Source organism: Streptosporangium sp. NPDC004379 (genome assembly GCF_042873875.1).
Classification (GTDB): domain Bacteria; phylum Actinomycetota; class Actinomycetes; order Streptosporangiales; family Streptosporangiaceae; genus Streptosporangium.
This window is the reverse complement of the sequence record NZ_JBIAMC010000019.1, coordinates 40,429-56,828: the sequence shown is the minus strand read 5'-3', so window position 1 is coordinate 56,828 and position 16,400 is coordinate 40,429. Positions and strand designations below refer to the sequence as shown.

At 70.6% G+C, this 16,400-nt stretch carries 15 protein-coding genes; 9 read left to right on the top strand and 6 right to left on the bottom strand.

Annotated features, from left to right (window positions below; all coding sequences use genetic code 11):
* Window positions 1-64: 64 nt before the first annotated feature.
* A complete protein-coding gene (locus ACFYSC_RS31230) occupies window positions 65-1,690 on the top strand; it encodes an FAD-dependent monooxygenase (RefSeq protein WP_389968781.1) in 1,626 nt (541 codons plus the stop codon).
* Between the two features lie 34 nt (window positions 1,691-1,724).
* On the top strand, window positions 1,725-2,597 hold the full coding sequence (locus tag ACFYSC_RS31225) for an SAM-dependent methyltransferase (RefSeq protein WP_389968779.1): 873 nt from the start codon (window positions 1,725-1,727) through the stop codon (window positions 2,595-2,597).
* A gap of 324 nt (window positions 2,598-2,921) precedes the next feature.
* Here the strand turns inward: ACFYSC_RS31225 and ACFYSC_RS31220 are convergent, their stop codons facing one another.
* Entirely contained in the window at window positions 2,922-3,278 is a 357-nt protein-coding gene (locus ACFYSC_RS31220; RefSeq protein ID WP_362931960.1) for a metalloregulator ArsR/SmtB family transcription factor, read from the bottom strand.
* A 149-nt stretch (window positions 3,279-3,427) separates the two neighbouring features.
* On the opposite strand from ACFYSC_RS31220, the gene ACFYSC_RS31215 reads away from it, so the two are divergent.
* The 7 genes from ACFYSC_RS31215 (at window position 3,428) to ACFYSC_RS31185 (ending at window position 11,147) form a co-directional block, all read left to right on the top strand.
* Window positions 3,428-4,483, top strand: coding sequence for a cation diffusion facilitator family transporter (locus ACFYSC_RS31215; RefSeq protein WP_389968776.1), 1,056 nt, complete (start codon window positions 3,428-3,430; stop codon window positions 4,481-4,483).
* Between the two features lie 249 nt (window positions 4,484-4,732).
* Window positions 4,733-6,436: an ABC transporter substrate-binding protein gene (locus ACFYSC_RS31210; RefSeq protein WP_389968775.1), complete on the top strand. Its 1,704-nt coding sequence runs from the start codon at window positions 4,733-4,735 to the stop codon at window positions 6,434-6,436.
* Window positions 6,423-7,352: an ABC transporter permease gene (locus ACFYSC_RS31205; protein ID WP_389968773.1), complete on the top strand. Its 930-nt coding sequence runs from the start codon at window positions 6,423-6,425 to the stop codon at window positions 7,350-7,352. Before ACFYSC_RS31210 ends, ACFYSC_RS31205 begins: the two co-directional genes overlap by 14 nt.
* Window positions 7,349-8,335, top strand: coding sequence for an ABC transporter permease (locus tag ACFYSC_RS31200; protein ID WP_389968771.1), 987 nt, complete (start codon window positions 7,349-7,351; stop codon window positions 8,333-8,335). The genes ACFYSC_RS31205 and ACFYSC_RS31200 overlap by 4 nt, the downstream gene beginning before the upstream one ends.
* Window positions 8,328-9,362: an ABC transporter ATP-binding protein gene (locus tag ACFYSC_RS31195; protein ID WP_389968769.1), complete on the top strand. Its 1,035-nt coding sequence runs from the start codon at window positions 8,328-8,330 to the stop codon at window positions 9,360-9,362. The genes ACFYSC_RS31200 and ACFYSC_RS31195 overlap by 8 nt, the downstream gene beginning before the upstream one ends.
* Window positions 9,359-10,147 (top strand): ATP-binding cassette domain-containing protein, encoded by a 789-nt coding sequence (locus tag ACFYSC_RS31190; protein ID WP_389968767.1) that lies wholly within the window; start codon window positions 9,359-9,361, stop codon window positions 10,145-10,147. The genes ACFYSC_RS31195 and ACFYSC_RS31190 overlap by 4 nt, the downstream gene beginning before the upstream one ends.
* Before the next feature lie 121 nt (window positions 10,148-10,268).
* Entirely contained in the window at window positions 10,269-11,147 is an 879-nt protein-coding gene (locus ACFYSC_RS31185; protein ID WP_389968765.1) for an alpha/beta fold hydrolase, read from the top strand.
* On the opposite strand, the gene ACFYSC_RS31180 is transcribed toward ACFYSC_RS31185, so the two are convergent.
* From ACFYSC_RS31180 to ACFYSC_RS31160, 5 genes are all read right to left on the bottom strand, one after another.
* Window positions 11,105-12,067 (bottom strand): LysR family transcriptional regulator, encoded by a 963-nt coding sequence (locus tag ACFYSC_RS31180; RefSeq protein WP_389968763.1) that lies wholly within the window; start codon window positions 12,065-12,067, stop codon window positions 11,105-11,107. The two genes, ACFYSC_RS31185 and ACFYSC_RS31180, sit on opposite strands and share 43 nt — an antisense overlap.
* A 454-nt stretch (window positions 12,068-12,521) precedes the next feature.
* Window positions 12,522-12,917 carry a nuclear transport factor 2 family protein gene (locus ACFYSC_RS31175; protein ID WP_389968761.1) on the bottom strand — a complete coding sequence of 132 codons (396 nt, stop codon included), beginning with the start codon at window positions 12,915-12,917 and terminating at the stop codon, window positions 12,522-12,524.
* Window positions 12,914-13,882 carry a helix-turn-helix transcriptional regulator gene (locus ACFYSC_RS31170; RefSeq protein WP_389968759.1) on the bottom strand — a complete coding sequence of 323 codons (969 nt, stop codon included), beginning with the start codon at window positions 13,880-13,882 and terminating at the stop codon, window positions 12,914-12,916. Before ACFYSC_RS31170 ends, ACFYSC_RS31175 begins: the two co-directional genes overlap by 4 nt.
* A 245-nt stretch (window positions 13,883-14,127) precedes the next feature.
* A complete protein-coding gene (locus ACFYSC_RS31165) occupies window positions 14,128-14,565 on the bottom strand; it encodes an IS5 family transposase (protein ID WP_389968757.1) in 438 nt (145 codons plus the stop codon).
* A 46-nt stretch (window positions 14,566-14,611) separates the two neighbouring features.
* The gene (locus ACFYSC_RS31160) at window positions 14,612-16,021 is read right to left on the bottom strand and encodes an FAD-dependent oxidoreductase (RefSeq protein WP_389968755.1); all 1,410 of its coding nucleotides are present in this window, start codon (window positions 16,019-16,021) and stop codon (window positions 14,612-14,614) included.
* Window positions 16,022-16,400: the final 379 nt, after the last annotated feature.

Below are 16,400 nucleotides of genomic sequence, written 5' to 3'. Positions count from 1 at the left end.
GACGGCGATCGGAGGCTCATGCTCTTCTAAAAAGAACGATCATTCGTTCTAAGAGGGTGGGTTTGTGACCACGAAAGCGGACGTTCTCATCGTCGGCGCGGGGCCGACCGGCCTGGTGCTGGCCATCGACCTGGCACGGCGGGGAGTGATCCCACGGATCATCGACGCCGCGCGCGCGGACCATCGGGAGAGCCGGGCGGTGTCGATCGTGGCGAGATCGCTGGAGATGCTGGACGACCTCGGGCTGGCCCAAGCGGCCATCGAGCGGGGCGTCCCGCTGCACACGCTGAACTTCTACCAGGGCACGACGGTCCTGGCCGAGATGGATGTGACGGCCGTGGACTCCCCGTTCCCGCTGGACCTGTGCATCCCGCAGTGGCAGACGGTCGCGCTGCTGCGCGAGCGCGCCGAGGAACTCGGAGTCACCATCGAATGGGGCACCCGCCTGGTCGGACAGCAAGCCGGTGAGCACGGCGTCAGCGTGGAACTCGGCCACGAGGACGGTCGCGGTGAACAGTGCGAAACCGGGTGGCTGATCGGCGCCGACGGCGCCCACAGCGCCGTGCGAGAGACGGCGGGCATCACCCGGGAGAGAGCCGACCTGAAGCGGGGGTTCATCCTGGGCGACGTCGCCGTGGACTGGCCGCTCACGCGGGACCGCTTCCATGTCTACTTCGGCAGGTCCGGCCTCGTGGCGGTCTTCCCCATGGTCGGGGGCTACTGGCGCATCCTGGCCAGCACGCCCGACGACCGGCCGCCGCAGACCCCGGGGCTGGACGACTTCGCCGCCTACGTCACCGAACGCACACCCCTGGACTCCCGCGTACGCGATCTGCAGTGGAGTTCGTCGTTCGTGGCCCGCGAGAGCCTGGCCGACCGGCTTCGCCAGGGCCGGATCCTCCTGGCCGGTGACGCCGCGCACAGCCACAGCCCGGTGGGCGGCCAGGGCATGAACACCGGCATGCAGGACGCCTACAACCTGGGCTGGAAACTCGCGCTCGTCGTCACCGGGCGCGCCGAGGAGTCCCTCCTGGACAGCTACGAGGCCGAACGCCGGCCCGTGGTCAAGGCCGTGGTCGACGCGACCTCGACCACCACGAAGGCCGCCACCGGCAGCACGCTGGTCGCCCGCAGAGCCAGGCGGCACGCGCTGCGCCTGTTCGGCCGGCTCAATCCCGTGCAGCAGCGGCTGTCGAACGCCTTCGGCGAACACCTCGTCCACTATCGCGACAGTGACCTCGTCTTCGAACGCTGGCACGAGTCACAGGCCAGGGCATGGAGTGACGTCGCCCGTACCGGACCGGAAGCCGGCGAGCCGGTGCGGGACGCCTACGTTGAGAACCGTGAGGGGCCGGTGGCTCTCCGTCACATCCTCCGGGCGCCGGGCCACCACCTCGTCCTGTTCGCGGCGGACACGACGGACTCCGCCACCCTGGCCGCCTGGCGTGTCTCCGCACACGAGGCGATGGCCGGGCACGGCGAGGTCCATGTCATCACCCGGGGCCACCTGCCGCACGAGCCCATGGACGGAGTCTTCGCCGACCTGCGCAGCGAGGCGCACAACCGCTACGGCGTGCGCCGCCCCAGCCTGTACCTGATCCGCCCGGACAAGTACGTGGGCTTCCGCGGCGACAGCGTCGACTTCGCACCCGTGAGCGACTACTTCCGCGCCCTGGGCGCCCGCCCGTGACACCGCCTGCCAAGATGAGGAGCCGGACAACCCCGTGACGCAAGAACCGACCGTCCCCGAAAGCCTGGCCGGAATCGGCGCCACCGCCTTGGGCGTGGCTCTCCTGCGAGCCCAGGAGAGCAGCCGCCCGGACCGGCTGTTCGATGACCCCTACGCACGGCACTTCCTCCAGGCCGTCGATCCGGCGTTCAGCCCTTGGGCCGCCGGGACCTCTCCGGCGACCGAACGTTTCCTGCAGGTCATGGCCGAGCAGGTCGCCGTCCGCACCCGGTTCCTCGATCGCGCGCTACTGGAAGCCGCCGAACGAGGATGCGAGCAGGTGGTCCTGCTGGCGTGCGGCATGGATGCCCGCGCGTTCAGACTCGCCTGGCCGCCCGGCACCAAGGTCTTCGAGCTGGACTTCGCCGACGTGCTCGCATTCAAGGCGGCCGTACTCGACGGCCGCGGCGCGACCGCCGCGTGCCACCGCGTCGAGGTCGCCACCGACCTGCGCCAAGACTGGCCGCGCGCGCTGACGGAGTCCGGCTTCGACCCGGGGCGGCCGGCCGCCTGGCTGGCCGAGGGCATCCTGTACGCGCTTCCGCCCGAAGCCGCCGACCTGCTCCTCGACCGGATCACCACCCTCTCCGCCCCGGCAAGCATGCTCGCCCTGGATCACATGAAGGACTCCGAACTGCTCCGCAGCGCCCGCGCGGACATCTCCGCCGAGCTCGTCGACCTATGGCGCGGCGGCCCCACCGAGAACCTCGACGCCTGGCTCGCCCGCCGCGGCTGGCAGCCCGCCGTGACGGACATCGCCGAGGCCGCGGCCGCCGGCAAACGCCCGGTTCCACCCGCGTTCGATCCCGCCCGCGCCGCCGTCGGCCGCGGCTGGCTGGCCACGGCACACCTCCCGGAACCTCCCTGAAAGGCCCTCGACGTTTCACCCCGCGGCCATCGGGCATGCGCGGTGCGCACGTACACACTCGAGATCCATCGGCCCTGAAGGGCACCGGCCCCTGCCGGCCTCCGTCGATGCCCGGCCGACCCACCGTGCCCGTTTCCAACACCGTCGCGGGACTCGGCATCGCTGCGGGCAACCTGCTGGCGGGCGCTTTGACCGGCAGCGCCGGAGTCTGGGTCGCGCCGGCCGTCCTCGGCTCGCTGTGCGCCCTGGCCGTCGCCGTGCTCAACCGCCGGGGATTCCTGCGGCCGCCGTCGTGCCGGCCCCGGCCGGACCCCGACACCCTGCTCAGTCATGCCGTGGCAGGCCCGAGACCTCGTGGTCGGCATGAAAGAGGGCCTCGGCGATGAGGGAGCGGACATGGGCGTCGCGTGCCCGGTACAGCACGCGGCGTCCGTCGCGGCGGGTCCGCACCAGCCCGCCCATGCGCAGCTTGGCCAGGTGCTGGGAGACCGACGGGCGGGCCACGCCGGTCATGGCGGCCAGCGAGGTGACGTCGTACTCGCCGCCCGACAGCAGCCACATCAGGCGCAGCCGGGTGCCGTCGCTGAGCATGCGGAACGCCTCGACCGCCGTCTCCACCTGCGCGCCGGTCGGTTGCTCCTGCAACGGGTTGGCACCTGCTTCGTTGTCGCGTGCATACATGACTACATATAATCCGGCAAAACACGCCTTATGCAAGCGAGGTGCGCACCGTGGCCGACCCGATACCCCCGCACAACCAGCACGACCACGCCGATCATCACGGCCACGGACATGGGCATGGCAACGGGCACGGGCATGGGGATGAGGGCGTGCGCGGGTTCAAGCGCCTGGTCTCCGCGGCCGGCCATGCCTTCACCCCGCACAGTCACGACAGCGCGGACAAGACCGACGCGGCCCTGGAGTCCAGCAGCCGCGGCATGCGGGTGCTGGCCATCTCCTTCGCCGCACTCATGATCACCGCTGTGGCGCAGGCCGTCATCGTCGCCTTCTCCGGCTCGGTGGCCCTGCTGGGCGACACCCTGCACAACTTCGCCGACGCGCTGACCGCGATCCCGCTGGCGATCGCCTTCTCGGTCGGCCGACGCGCGGCCACCCGCCGCTTCACCTACGGCTACGGCCGGGCCGAGGACCTGGCGGGCATCGTCATCGTGCTGCTGATCGCACTGTCGGCCGCGCTGGCGGGCTACGAGGCGGCCAAGCGCCTCCTCGATCCGCAGGACGTGCGGGCCCTGGCCTGGGTGGCCGTCGCCGGTTTCGTCGGCTTCCTGGGCAACGAGCTCGTGGCCCGCTACCGGATCAAGGTCGGCCGCCAGATCGGCTCGGCCGCCCTGGTGGCCGATGGCCTGCACGCCCGCACCGACGGTTTCACCTCACTGGCCGTACTCGCCGGCGCGGGCGGCGCCGCGCTGGGCTTCCCCGTCGTCGACCCGATCGTAGGGCTGCTGATCACCGTCGCCATCGTGTTCGTGCTGCGCGACGCCGCCCGCGAGATCTACCACCGGCTGATGGACGCCGTCGACCCCAAGCTGGTCGAGCAGGCCGAGCAGGCCCTCGCCGCGGTATCCGGCGTCCGGCGGGTGGGCTCGGTACGGCTGCGCTGGATCGGCCACGTCCTGCGCGCCGAGGTGGACATCCAGGTCGATCACCGGCTGCCCCTGATCGAGGCGCACGCCGTGGCCGTGGAGGCCGAGCACCGGCTCATACACGACGTGCCGAGGCTGAAGGCCGCCACCGTGCACGCCGACCCCGACGGCCCGGCGGCGGCTGAGCATCACGCCGTTTTGCTGGCGCACCGCCAATACTCCAGCATCACTGACGTGCTGCGGGTGGATCTGGACGTGACCGGAACTCCCACGCCGCAATAGCCGTCAACAGACCTGACAGGGCGCCACCAGGTTGGGTACCGCGAGTGGGCGCCGTGGACTTCCAGTCACCGGGGCCGCCCGGCTATCATGGACGCCGCCCGCGCAGGCCCTGCGATCTTGAAGTTTTTCTGCAAGGTTCCCTGCAGGTCTTCTCGATGGACGCGCGCTTCCGCCCGCCAACAGACTCCCTTCCTGAGATCCAAGCAGCGGACCCGATCGATCGGGACCGCCTCACAGGAAGCGCGATCTATGGCGAATCGATCCCGGAGAGTGCTGCCCACGGGGCTCGCGCTCGTCCTGGCCCTAGTGACGGCGGGCTGCAACGCGAACTCGCAGCCCACCGAGCCGGCCAGGGAAAGGAAGGCTGCGGCGCTCGACTCCGTGCCTCAGGGCGGGACCCTGCACTACCTCTCGCGGCGCGCGACCGAGTCCTTCGAGACCGCCAGCGCGCAGATGGTCCCGACCAGCCGGCTGCGGTGGGTGCACCGCGGGCTGACGTCGTGGCGGACGCTCCCGGACAAGGACACCGTGCTCGTGCCGGACCTCGCCACCGACACCGGCAAGACGGACGACGGCGGCAAGACGTGGACCTTCATCCTGAAGGAGGGCTTGAAGTTCTCCGACGGCACCCCGATCACCGCGCAGGACGTGAAGTACGGCATCGAGCGGTCGTTCGCACCGATGTTCCAGGGCGGTCTCGGCTACCACAAGACGTTGCTGGTCGGCGGCACCGACTACGAGGGCCCGTACGACGGCAAGGAGCTCGACTCCATCGAGGTCGCCGGCGACCACAAGATCGTCTTTCATCTGAGGCGTCCGTTCGGCAACTGGCCGTGGATCGTCAGCATGCCGGCCTTCGCGCCGGTGCCGGCCGCGGCCGACACCAAGCCGGAGACGTACGGCGAGCACCCGGTCGCCAGTGGGCCGTACCGGGTGACGAGCTTCCGCAAGGGCTCGCAGGCGGTGCTGGAGCGCAATCCGAACTGGAAGGCCGACACCGACCAGGTCCGATTCGCCGGCCCGGACAAGATCATCCTCGACATGGGGCTGAACAACGACACCATCGTGCAGCGCCTTATCGACGACAAGGGCGAGGACCAGAACGCGATCAGCAACGCGCTCATCTCGCCGTCGCAGTTCCAGCGGATCGAGTCCGACCCGGCGATCTCGGGGCGCATGGCCAACAGCCCGTCGGGCTACTTCCGCTACCTCGCCATGAACGTCAAGCGCCCGGGGCTCTCCGACGTCCGCGTGCGGCGGGCGATCAACTACGCGATCAACAAGGCCGAGGTGCAGAGCGTGTACGGCGGTCCGAAGTTCGGCGGCCAGATCACCTCGACCATCATGACGCCCGGCATCCCCGGCTACACCGAGTACAACCTGTACGACGGCGGTGAAACCGGCGACGTCGACAAGGCCAAACAGCTGCTCGCCGAGGCCGGCGTCTCCGACCTGAAGCTCACGCTCACCTACCCGACCGACGTGAGCGCGATCGAGGAGAAGGAAGCCCAGAGCATCAAGAACTCGCTGGCGCGGGCCGGTGTCAAGGTGGAGCTCAAGGGCCTCGACGGCAACGCCTGGTACGAGCTCATCTCCGCTGCCGACGGCGACTACGACCTGACGACGAACGGCTGGGGAGCGGACTTCCCGAGCGGCATGAGCACCATCCAGCCGCTGTTCGCGTCCAGCGAGATCGATAACGGCGGTGGCAACGCCTCGAAGTTCTCCAGCCCGAAGGTGGACGCCGCGATCGAAGCCGCGGTCGCGGAGCCGGACCTCGACAAGGCCGCCACGATGTGGGCCGCGATCGACAAGCAGATCATGCAGGACGCTCCCGTCGTGCCGATCCTCGTGCAACGCACCCAGGCCCTGGCGGGTTCGAAGATCTCGAACTACTTCATCCCCGCCTACCCGCCGTTCGCGAACGAGTTGGTCGTCGGTGTCGATCACTGAGTCGCAGCAGGCCCAGGGCCGGCGTACGTCGGTCCTGGGCCGCCTCCTCCGAAAGCGGTCCGGGGCCGCCGGCCTGGCCATGCTGGTCGTGCCGCTTGTCGCGGGGCTCTGCGCGCCGCTGCTCGTGCGGATCGAGGGGCAGGATCCGAACACCATGCACACCGACCTGCTCGCCCCCGACGGCGGCCGTCCACTGGGGGCCTTCGGTGGCGTCAGCGCCGACCACTGGCTCGGCGTCGTCCCGGTGACGGGCGTCGACCTGTTCGCCCAGATCGTCTACGGCATTCGCTCCTCGCTGTTCATCGCGTTCGGGGCGAGCATCCTGGCGATCGCCTTCGCCGCCGTCCTCGGTACGGCGATGGGGTACTTCGGCGGCTGGCTCAACGCCGTCGCGGGGCGGGTGATCGACTTCATGTTCGGCTTCCCGGGCCTGATGTTCGTCATCGCGATCACCGCGATCGTGCCGCCGGAGTTGCCGCGGGGCCTGGTCCTCGTGCTGGTGCTGGCCTTCTTCGGCTGGACCGTTCCCGCCCGGATCATCGGCGCCCAGGCCGGTGCCGTCAACGCCCGCGCCTTCGTCGAGGCGGCGCGCGCGACCGGGGCGCCGGCCTGGCAGATCATCCGCCGCGAGATGTCGCCGCACCTCTTCGGGCTGGTCGTCATCCTGTTCGCGATGTCACTGCCCGGCAACGTCAGCGTCATCGCGGGCCTGTCGTTCCTCGGTGTCGGCCTGCGCGGCGATGTCCCCGACCTCGGCAAGCTGCTCTCGGACTCGCTGCCGTGGATCTACAGCGGTGCGGACGTCTGGTACATGCTCTTCCCGGGCGCCGTCGTGTTCCTGATCGTATTCGGCGCCACGCTCGCCGGTGATGCGCTGCGCGACGTCCTCGACGTACGCACGGAGGATGCCGCATGATCGTCTACATCGCCCGCCGCCTGTTCACCGCGGTGTTCATGCTCCTCGCGATCGCCTTCGTGACGATCGCCCTGTTCTTCGGGGCCTCCAAGGACCCGGCCCGCGCGATGTGCGGCAAGCCGTGCCCGCCCGAGACCCGGGCCAAGGTCAGCGCCTACATGCAGACCGACCAGAGCCCGGTGTGGCAGTACACCGAGTTCGTGAAGGGCCTCTTCGCCGGCCGTACCTACGGCGAGGGCTCCCAGCAGGTGCACTGCGACGCCCCCTGCTTCGGCTACTCCTTTCCCAACCGCAGCGACGTCACGACGCTCATCGCCGAGCGGCTGCCCGTCACGTTGTCGCTCGCGATCGGCGCGGCCGTCCTGTGCCTCGTCGTGGGCATCGGCCTCGGCGCGTTGTCGGCGATACGCAAGGGCGGGGTCGTCGACCGGTTCTCGACCGGCTTCGCCATGTTCGGGCTGTCGGTGCCGACCTTCCTCGTCGGGCTGCTCGTCGTCCAGGTCTTCGGCTTCATGCTCAACGCGCTGCCGTACTCGGGGTTCGTGTCGTTCGCGGAGTCTCCGGTGGACTGGGCCTGGCACCTGGTCGGCCCGTGGATGGTGCTGTCGTTCATCCTGGCCGCCGGCTACGTCCGGGTCACCCGCAACCAGCTGCTCAACGAGCTCTCGGCCGACCACCTCGTCGCGATGACTGCGCGCGGCGCGTCGTCCCGGCAGGTGAACCGGCACGCCGTCCGCGGCGTCATGGTGCCGGTCGTGGCGATGTTCGCGCTCGACGTCACCGCGCTCCTGGGCGGGTCGGTCATCGCGGAGAAGGTGTTCAGCCTGCACGGGCTCGGCGACCTGCTGCTTTCCGGTGTGAACGAGTCTGACCTGAGCATCGTCGTCGGGGTGACGCTCTTCTCCGCCTTCCTCATCATCGTCGGCAACCTGATCGCCGACCTGCTGATGCCGCTTCTCGACCCGAGGATCCGCCGTGCCTGACCCCGTTCTCCAGGTCGAGAACCTGTGCGTTTCGTTCACCGGCGGCGGCGTCACCGTCGATGTCGTCCGGGATCTGTCCGTGCGGCTGGAGGGCGGCCGCACGCTCGCCGTCGTCGGCGAGTCGGGGTCGGGCAAGACGATGACCGGCAGGGCCGTCATGCGGTTGCTGCCGCGCGGGGCGAGTGCCACGGGCCGGATCGTCGTCGCCGGCCGGGAGATGCTCTCCGCCGACGAACGCGAGCTGCGCCGGGCCCGTGGCTCCGACGTGGCCATGGTGTTCCAGGACTCGATGTCCGCGCTCAGCCCGTACCTCGACATCGGCGCGCACATCGCCCAAGCGGTCCGCTTGCACGACCCGTCGGTCACCCGCCGCGCCGCGCGGGCCCGTGCCGTCGAGATGCTCGGCCGGGTCGGCATCCCCGGGCCCGCGGACGCCGTACGCCGCTTCCCGCACGAGTTCTCCGGCGGCATGCGGCAACGGGCGGTGATCGCGATGGCCCTGGTGAACCGACCGGCGCTGCTCATCGCCGACGAACCGACCACCGCGCTCGACGTGACGGTGCAGGCGCAGATCCTGGCCCTGCTCCGCGAGCTGCAACAGGAGTACGGCATGGCGATGCTCCTGATCAGCCATGACTTCGGGGTGGTGGCGAGGGCCGCGGACGATGTCCTCGTGCTGTACGCCGGCCGCCAGGCCGAGTACGGCAGCCTCCGCGACATCTTCGATCGGCCGGCCCACCCGTACACCGCCGGTCTCCGCGCGGCCACGCCGCGGCTGGACGCCCGGCTCGACACCGGAGGGCGGCGGACCCGGCTCCGTGCCATCCCCGGCTCGCCCACGTCGTTGCGTGCCGCCGGACCCGGTTGTGCCTTCGCGCCGCGCTGCGGCTTCGCGGACCAGGTCGGCGAACGCTGCGCTGCCGAGGCGCCACTGCCCACTGTCCGCCCGGCCGGCGAGGTCGGCGGCCTGCACCTTGCGGCCTGCCACCTCGATCGTCTCCCCGCACAGCAGGAGGTCGCCCGATGAGTGCGCCGATTCTGGAGATGACCGACGTCAGCAAGCGTTTCCGCACCGCCGGTGGCTTCGGCCGCCGGCGCGGGAGCTTCCTCGCCGTGGACGGCGTCTCCCTCCACATCGAACGGGGCGAGGCGCTGGGCCTGGTCGGCGAGTCCGGTTCGGGCAAGTCCACACTGGCGCGGATGGTCAACGGCCTGGTGGCGCCGACGTCCGGCACCGTCCGTACGAACGGGCAGGACGTCGCCGGCCTCGGCCGGCGAGGACTACGGCGGCTGCGGCGCAATGTCGCCATGGTCTTCCAGGACCCATTGGCGTCGCTGAACCCGCTGCAGACCGTGCGGCAGACGCTGGAGAACGTCTTCCGCGCGCACGGCGAGACGACGTCGACCGCTGAGCTGGTCGCGCTGCTGGAGTCGGTCGGCCTCGGCGCCGACTACCTGGGGCGCTACCCGCATGAGGCGTCCGGCGGGCAGCTCCAGCGCGTCGCCGTGGCACGCGCGCTCGCCCTCGGACCGGACCTGATCATCGCGGACGAGCCGACCTCGGCGCTCGACGTGTCGGTCCGCGCCCAGATCCTCAACCTGCTGGCCGACCTGCAACGCGACCAGGGGATCTCGTTCCTCCACGTCAGCCACGACCTGGCGGTGATCCGGCTCTACAGCGACCGCGTCGCCGTCATGCGGCGCGGCCGCATCGTCGAGACCGGCCCGTCCGACGAGTTCTTCCGCTCCCCACGGCACCCCTACACGCGCGCGCTGGTCGAGGCGACGCCGGAGGCGGAGCTGCTGACCTGACCTGCGGGAGCGTTGCGCGACGCCGAAGAGGCGTGCCACGATCATGACCATGATCCATTGAACGACAACCCCGTCGTGCCTCGGCCGGGGGCCGGCGCGACAGAGCACCGAATGAGGACATGTGGGAACCGACCTGTTCGTCCGGAAGTACGGGCGGGACGCAGCAGATGCGCCCGCCATCCTCATCCTCCACGGCGCCGTGGAGTCCGGCGCGTGCTACGGTGACGCCGTCGACCGCTGGGGCGGCGACTACCACATCGTGGCGCCGGACGCCCGAGGCCACGGCGAGTCGCCCGGCCGCCTGCCCGAGCACGAGGGCGTCCCGTCCACCGACGTAATGGTGCAGGACGCGATCGACATCCTCAACGACATGCTCGACGAGACCGGGCGCAGGACGCTCCTCGTCGGGCACTCCATGGGCGCGCGGATCGCAGCCTTCGTCGCCGCCGATGCCCCTCATCTCGTGGCCGGCGTCGTGCTCGAGGACCCGCCGTGGTGGGTGCCGGAGGCCGGCCCCAACCCTTGGCTCAGCGTCGAGCAGACGACCAAGGACCCCTTCGACTACGCCGGCACGGCATCGGTCGAGGAGCTCATGGACATGCAGCGCGAGCTCAAGCCCCACTGGGCGGAGCAAGAGCTGCGCCCGCTCGCCGAGGCGATGAAGGCCGTCGACATCGACTACATGCAACAGCGGGTCCACGAGAAGCGCCGGATCTGGACGCCGACCGCGCGGCAGATCACGGTCGGCCCGGCCGGCGTGCCGGCGCTGCTCGTCACCGGCACCGGCGACGTCATCGTCGACAAGCACTCCCGTGAGCGGCTCACGGCCGTCGCGCCCGGCTTCGACGTCGTCGTGATCGAGGGCGCCCACCACTGTGTGCGCCGTGACAAGCCGGAGGAGTACCACCGGCACGTCGACGCCTTCCTCCGGGAGAACGCGCCGCCCGGCCGGAACCGTCACTCGACGCTGAAGGTGTCGGATCGCGCAAGCGGACCGTAGATCTCCGAGCCCGGCTCGGCGACGGCGGCCCGCATCGCCTCCAGCCCCGCGCGTACGACGGGGTGACTCTGGTTGTCGCGCCGCGTTGTCATGATCACCTTGCGTAGCGGCGCGATGCCGCGCGTCGGCAGGATCGTCACCCAGTCGGCGTCGCGGGCGTAGAGCGCGGACTCCGGCACCAGGCAGATCCCCGCCTCCGCGGCGACCAGCGCCAGCGCGGCGCGGTAGTCGTCGGAGACATGGCTGATCGGCGGGTGAAAGCCGAGCTCGGCGCACGCCTGCAGCACCATCGTGCGGCACGGGTTGCCGGGCGAGGGCATGATCCAGCCCTCCTCGGCGAGCTGGGTGAGCGCGACGCCCTCCTCACCGGCCAGCGGATGGGCCTGGGGGAGGACGGCCTTGAACCGCTCGATGTAGAGCGGGAACTTCACGATGTCGGGGGAATCGCGCTCGGGGTCGGACTCGTACTCCAGGCTGATGGTCATGTCGATGTCGCCGCGCATCAGCATCCGGTGGCTCATGTGCACCTCCGCGTCGAGGACCGTGACGTCGACGCCCGGCGCCTTGTGGCGCAGTTCGACGATGGCGGGCGCCACCAGCCAGCTGATCGCCGTGGGGAACGCGCCGATCCGGAGCTGCCCGAGGACACCGCCCGCGTGCGCGGCCAGGTCAGCCTCGGCGATCTTCAACAGGGAGCTGATCTCCTCGGCGTGTCCGGCGAGGATGCGCCCGGCCGGCGTGAGCGCCAGCTTGCGCCCCGTGCGTACGACGAGCGCGTGGCCGACCTCGCGTTCGAGCGCCGCGAGCTGCTGCGACACCGCGGACGGCGTCAGGTGCAGCGCCGCCGCGGTCGCGGTGACCGAGTCGGACAGTACGAAGGCGCGGAGGATGAGGAGACGTCGAGGGTCGATCGTGGGCACGCGTGCTCCGTGGCGAGTCGGCCGAGCGTCCGTCGCGGCGCATCCGCGAGGCGGGACCAGGAACCCCGATGCTAGCGTGCGCCTCCGGGACGCGTCCGCTCCGGCATGGTGCACCGCTCAGCCGCCGGATCACGTGACCTCGGCTGCGGTTCACAGCGCAGCGTCCCGGCCTCCAGCCGAGGCCCGACCACCCCGGACGCCACGTGCCACCGCGGCGCAGGCCCCGCGTGGCCACCGGACGGTACATGTGGATCATCCGGACGACGACAGGTACCGGCCGGTTTCTCAGGCATGATGCCGTCCCTCCTCACACCAGGCGGCGGAGGGACGGCATCGTCACCATGCCTGCATCAGGCCCAATCGAAACCAGGTGACCACACGTGAACGTCGTCAGTCATCTCTCTGCCTCCCTTCATGCCTTGATGAGATAGCCGGACGGCTGGCCGGCGTGTCGCTAGCCCACCTCATCACCTGCCGTATGCGGCAGAGGGCTGACGTGGTGGGCAAGGTGCCGCCATCCGTGGTCGCGGCGGACCAGAACGTCCGTGGCAAGGCCACGCATGGTGAACGGTGCGCCGAGATGCACGCCGGTTTCGCTCCAGACGTAGGAGCAGACGGCGGCGTCGCCGTACTGACGCACTTCCATCGCGTCCACCGCCCACTCGTCGATCCTGGCCTGGGCGAAGAAGGCGGTCGCCTCGGTGATGAGAGCGAACCGCCCGACGGAACGACCCGCGGGACCGCCGGAAGACAGATAGTCAGGCAGAACCAGCTCGGAGAGGGCCTGGGGATCCCGATCCTTCATCGCCTGCCACCACGCGGTGACGGCGGCCTGCGGCGTGGCGGTCATCGTGTCTCCTCCGCGCCTCGGAGTCGCGCGGGCGCATGCGGCCGGTCGGCAAGACGGGCTCGCTCCCACTCCAATGGGCACGTGGGCACCGCGTCAACGACGCCCAGTTCGGACAGCGCCGCCGCCAGGATCTCCCGGCGACAGGCGGCATAGGTCAGCACGTGCGCGATGACGCCGCCCAAGGTGAAGCTCTGAACCGGATCGCACAGCGCGTCGACGAAGGTGTCATCCCAGGCATTCCGCTGACGGATGTCCCGTACGAGTGCCCGGAAGTCTGTGCTCGCCCGCTCCCAACGCGTGCGCAGGCCGCTTGGGGAGCGGTCACCGTCGGCGGGCAGATCGCGACCCGCAATCGCCGCCGTCCAGACCTCCTTGGTCCAGACGAGCCGGTCGAGCATGTGACGCACCGTAGGTTCGGGGCCGTCGAATCCGAGCAGGACGTGTCCTGGCCGGACCTCCCTGTCCCATTGCTCGCTGGTCAATCCGCCGGCGCGGTCAAGCAACGCCCCGGTGAGCCAGTCGTCGTGGTCTATCAGCCGATCAGTCAGGTCCATCGTGATCTCCGATACTTCGCCGGTCACGAACAAACCGGCAGGGGGGTGGAAGTGGACACCGTTCGGAGCCGGGAGCCGAAAGTCCGCTTCCTGAGCCTTGTACTTGATTGGTGACCTTCCGAAGGCGCGCCGAAAGGCGCGGGAAAACGCTTCGGTCGAGTCGTAGGCGGCTTCGAAACCGGCGTCCGTGACCGACGATCCCCCGGTCAGGCGCCAGGCGGCGCGTTCCAGCAACATGCGGCGGCGGAAGGCCGCCGGCGCCTCGCCGAGCCCTGCTGACAGCAGCCGATCGAAGTGGAACCGGCTCAGGTGGGCTCGGTCGGCGATCCGCCGGCCGTCGAGCCGCTCGTCAAGCGTGGCCAGCACCGTGTCGAGCAGCATCCGCAGGCGGTCGGGCCGCACGTTGTCCATACGGGTGATTCTCCGGCGCCGAGCCGCTTCTCCGCCTGATCGGTTTTGCTGTACTCGATGACACGGCATCGAGGCGGAGCAGCGACCCGTCACATGCCGGCTCCCCGGCCGCCGGGAGCGAGGGTCACCCGCCGTATGGCCCTGCCCCTTCCCAGGTGAGCGGTCCCGTCGCCACACGCGGCCTCGGTGGGCGGCGTCGCCGCCGGTCAGATGCAGGGCGAGCGGCAGGCCGTGGGCTTCGGTGATCAGATGGAGCTTGGTGGTCGGCCCGCCCCGGGACCGGCCGAGGGCCTGTCGTCTTTGGGAGGCTCTCGCGTCGATCGTCCCTCCGCCGTCCCCCTTTTTCGGGCGCCGGCGGCGTGCTGATGGGCTCGGGCGATGGTGGAATCGATGCCGGCGACCAGCTGCACCGCGCCGAGGGAGTCGTCCTTGACCTGCATCTCCTCCAGCAGGCGGGTCCAGGCGCCGTCTTCCTCCCAGCGCTTGAACCGCTCGTAGCAGGTCTGCCGGGGACCGTAGCGTTCCGGGACGTCACGCCAGGGCGCTCCGGTCCGCAGCCTCCGCGAGATCCCGTTGATGACGGCGCGGTGATCCCGCCAGGGCCGTCCCCTGCCGTCCTTGGCGGTCAGCAGGGGCTCGATCCGCTGCCGGGCTTTGCCGGTCAGCTCACCTCCTCGCACCACGAGGAATCATCTAACCGCACCACCGAGATCATTTATCAGACACGCCTCAGGAAGGGGCTCCGCGCCCGCCGGTGCCCACACCGGCCGCGAGATCGGCTTCGGGCCTCGGTGCGGCCGGCGCCGGGCGGCCCAGCAGTCCCCACAGGACGCGCAGCGCGACGGCGGGGGCCAGGAGCCTGGCGGGCGCGTCGATCAGGTTGAGGACGCGCAGGAACGCCGCCCCCACCACGGGGTCGGTGGTCGCGGCGGCGTGCACCCGGTTGACGTAGGCGTTGACGAAGCGGACCATCGCCGTGCGCCGCCCCTCGACCCCCGGGAACCGCAGGTCGGTCCCCACCGAGATCGACCAGGGGGCATCGATGATCCTGGCCGCGCCGCGGAAGAACCGCCGCGCCAGGCCGTCGGCCCCGCGGGTGAGCAGGCGGCGCAGCAGCAGCGCCTCAAGCGCGGCGACCGTCATCCCCTGCCCGTAGACGGGGTTGAAGCTGCACAGGGCGTCGGCCATCACGAGGTAGCCGTCGGGGAAGCGCCGCAGCCGCTCGTAGCGCCGCCGCACGCTGGCCGGGTAGCGCATCCGCACCGGCGCGCTCAGCGGCACCGCCGACCGCACGACCTCGGCGATCTGCGGCGCGGTGAGCGTCGCGGCGTACCGCGCCATGCCCTCGTCGTCGGTGGGCGGCTCCTCACCCAGCATGCCGGACAGGACGACGGCGAACGTGCCGTTCTCCTGCGCGGCCACGATCCCCGCGCGCGGCAGCTCCGGGGTGGCGTTGGTGAAGGCGCCCAGCAGACCGCCGAGATGGTGCGGCTCCCGCCGGTAGGTGCGGGTCACATAGGTGATGCCGACGCGCACCTGCTCCTGCGCGGCGGGCGCGTAGCCCAGCTCCTGCAGCCAGACCGGGCTTCGGGAGCCGCGCCCTCCGGCGTCCACGACCAGGTCGGCGTGGATGACCGACTCCGCGGCCGGCGCCGTGTCCCCGGCACGGGGCCGCACTCGCACGCCCGTGACCCGTCCGGAGCCGGGCGCCGCGACGAGGCCGGTCACCTCGCACCCGGCGACCAGGTTCACGCCGGGCAGCGCCGCCACCCGGGCCCGCACCACGTGTTCGAGGAGCGGCCTGCTGATTCCGAACGCCACCAGGGGGGAGGGCACCCGGCGCATCCGGTGGCCGTCGTTGTACCAGTGGACCTGCTCCTGAAGGTCGATCAGGGGCGCGCCCATGGCGGCCAGCTCCTCCGTCAGGCCGGGGAACAGCTCGTCGAACGCCTCCCTGCCGCGGGCCAGCAGGACGTGGAGCTGCCGGCCCTGCGGCACGCCGCGACGGCTCGCCGCCTCCTCGGGCAGCAGGTCACGATCCACCACGGTGACCTCGGCATGGGTTTCGCTGAGCGCGCGGGCGGCCAGCAGCCCGCCGATGCTCGCGCCGATCACAACCGCACTGTCGGTCCGCTCCATGCTCAGCACGGTAGGCCGCCGGTCGCCGGCCCGTGTATCGCCCGTTGCTCGGTCGGTGAGCCGTCTTCACACCGCACCGCGAGGTCACCGGCGCGGGCTTGCCCAGCGGCGGCGACAGTGGTCCGGTCCGCCGGCGGACCGGACCGCACGCGGGTACGAGGATCGTCCCCCGGCCGTGGTCGCGGCCAGGCGAGGCGGGGGTCTCAGCCCGCCGCGCCGCCCCTTCCGCCGGTGTCGCCTTGACGCGTCGGAACTAGAAGTGATCTTGCTGACATCTCATGCATATCTACTGACACCTACTGGCAGAAGCCCAGGACGGCTTTGTGGCAATCCGCACCGAGCCGACCCTCTCGTGTGCGGGGCGCGGGGGAGTGAAGCA

Coding starts and splice junctions, on each gene's coding strand:
- ACFYSC_RS31220 (WP_362931960.1), bottom strand. CDS start 3,278: ATGTATGCACGCGACAACGAAGCAGGTGCCAACCCGTTGCAGGAGCAA.
- ACFYSC_RS31210 (WP_389968775.1), top strand. CDS start 4,733: ATGGCGAATCGATCCCGGAGAGTGCTGCCCACGGGGCTCGCGCTCGTC.
- ACFYSC_RS31200 (WP_389968771.1), top strand. CDS start 7,349: ATGATCGTCTACATCGCCCGCCGCCTGTTCACCGCGGTGTTCATGCTC.
- ACFYSC_RS31190 (WP_389968767.1), top strand. CDS start 9,359: ATGAGTGCGCCGATTCTGGAGATGACCGACGTCAGCAAGCGTTTCCGC.
- ACFYSC_RS31175 (WP_389968761.1), bottom strand. CDS start 12,917: ATGACCGCCACGCCGCAGGCCGCCGTCACCGCGTGGTGGCAGGCGATG.
- ACFYSC_RS31170 (WP_389968759.1), bottom strand. CDS start 13,882: ATGGACAACGTGCGGCCCGACCGCCTGCGGATGCTGCTCGACACGGTG.
- ACFYSC_RS31160 (WP_389968755.1), bottom strand. CDS start 16,021: ATGGAGCGGACCGACAGTGCGGTTGTGATCGGCGCGAGCATCGGCGGG.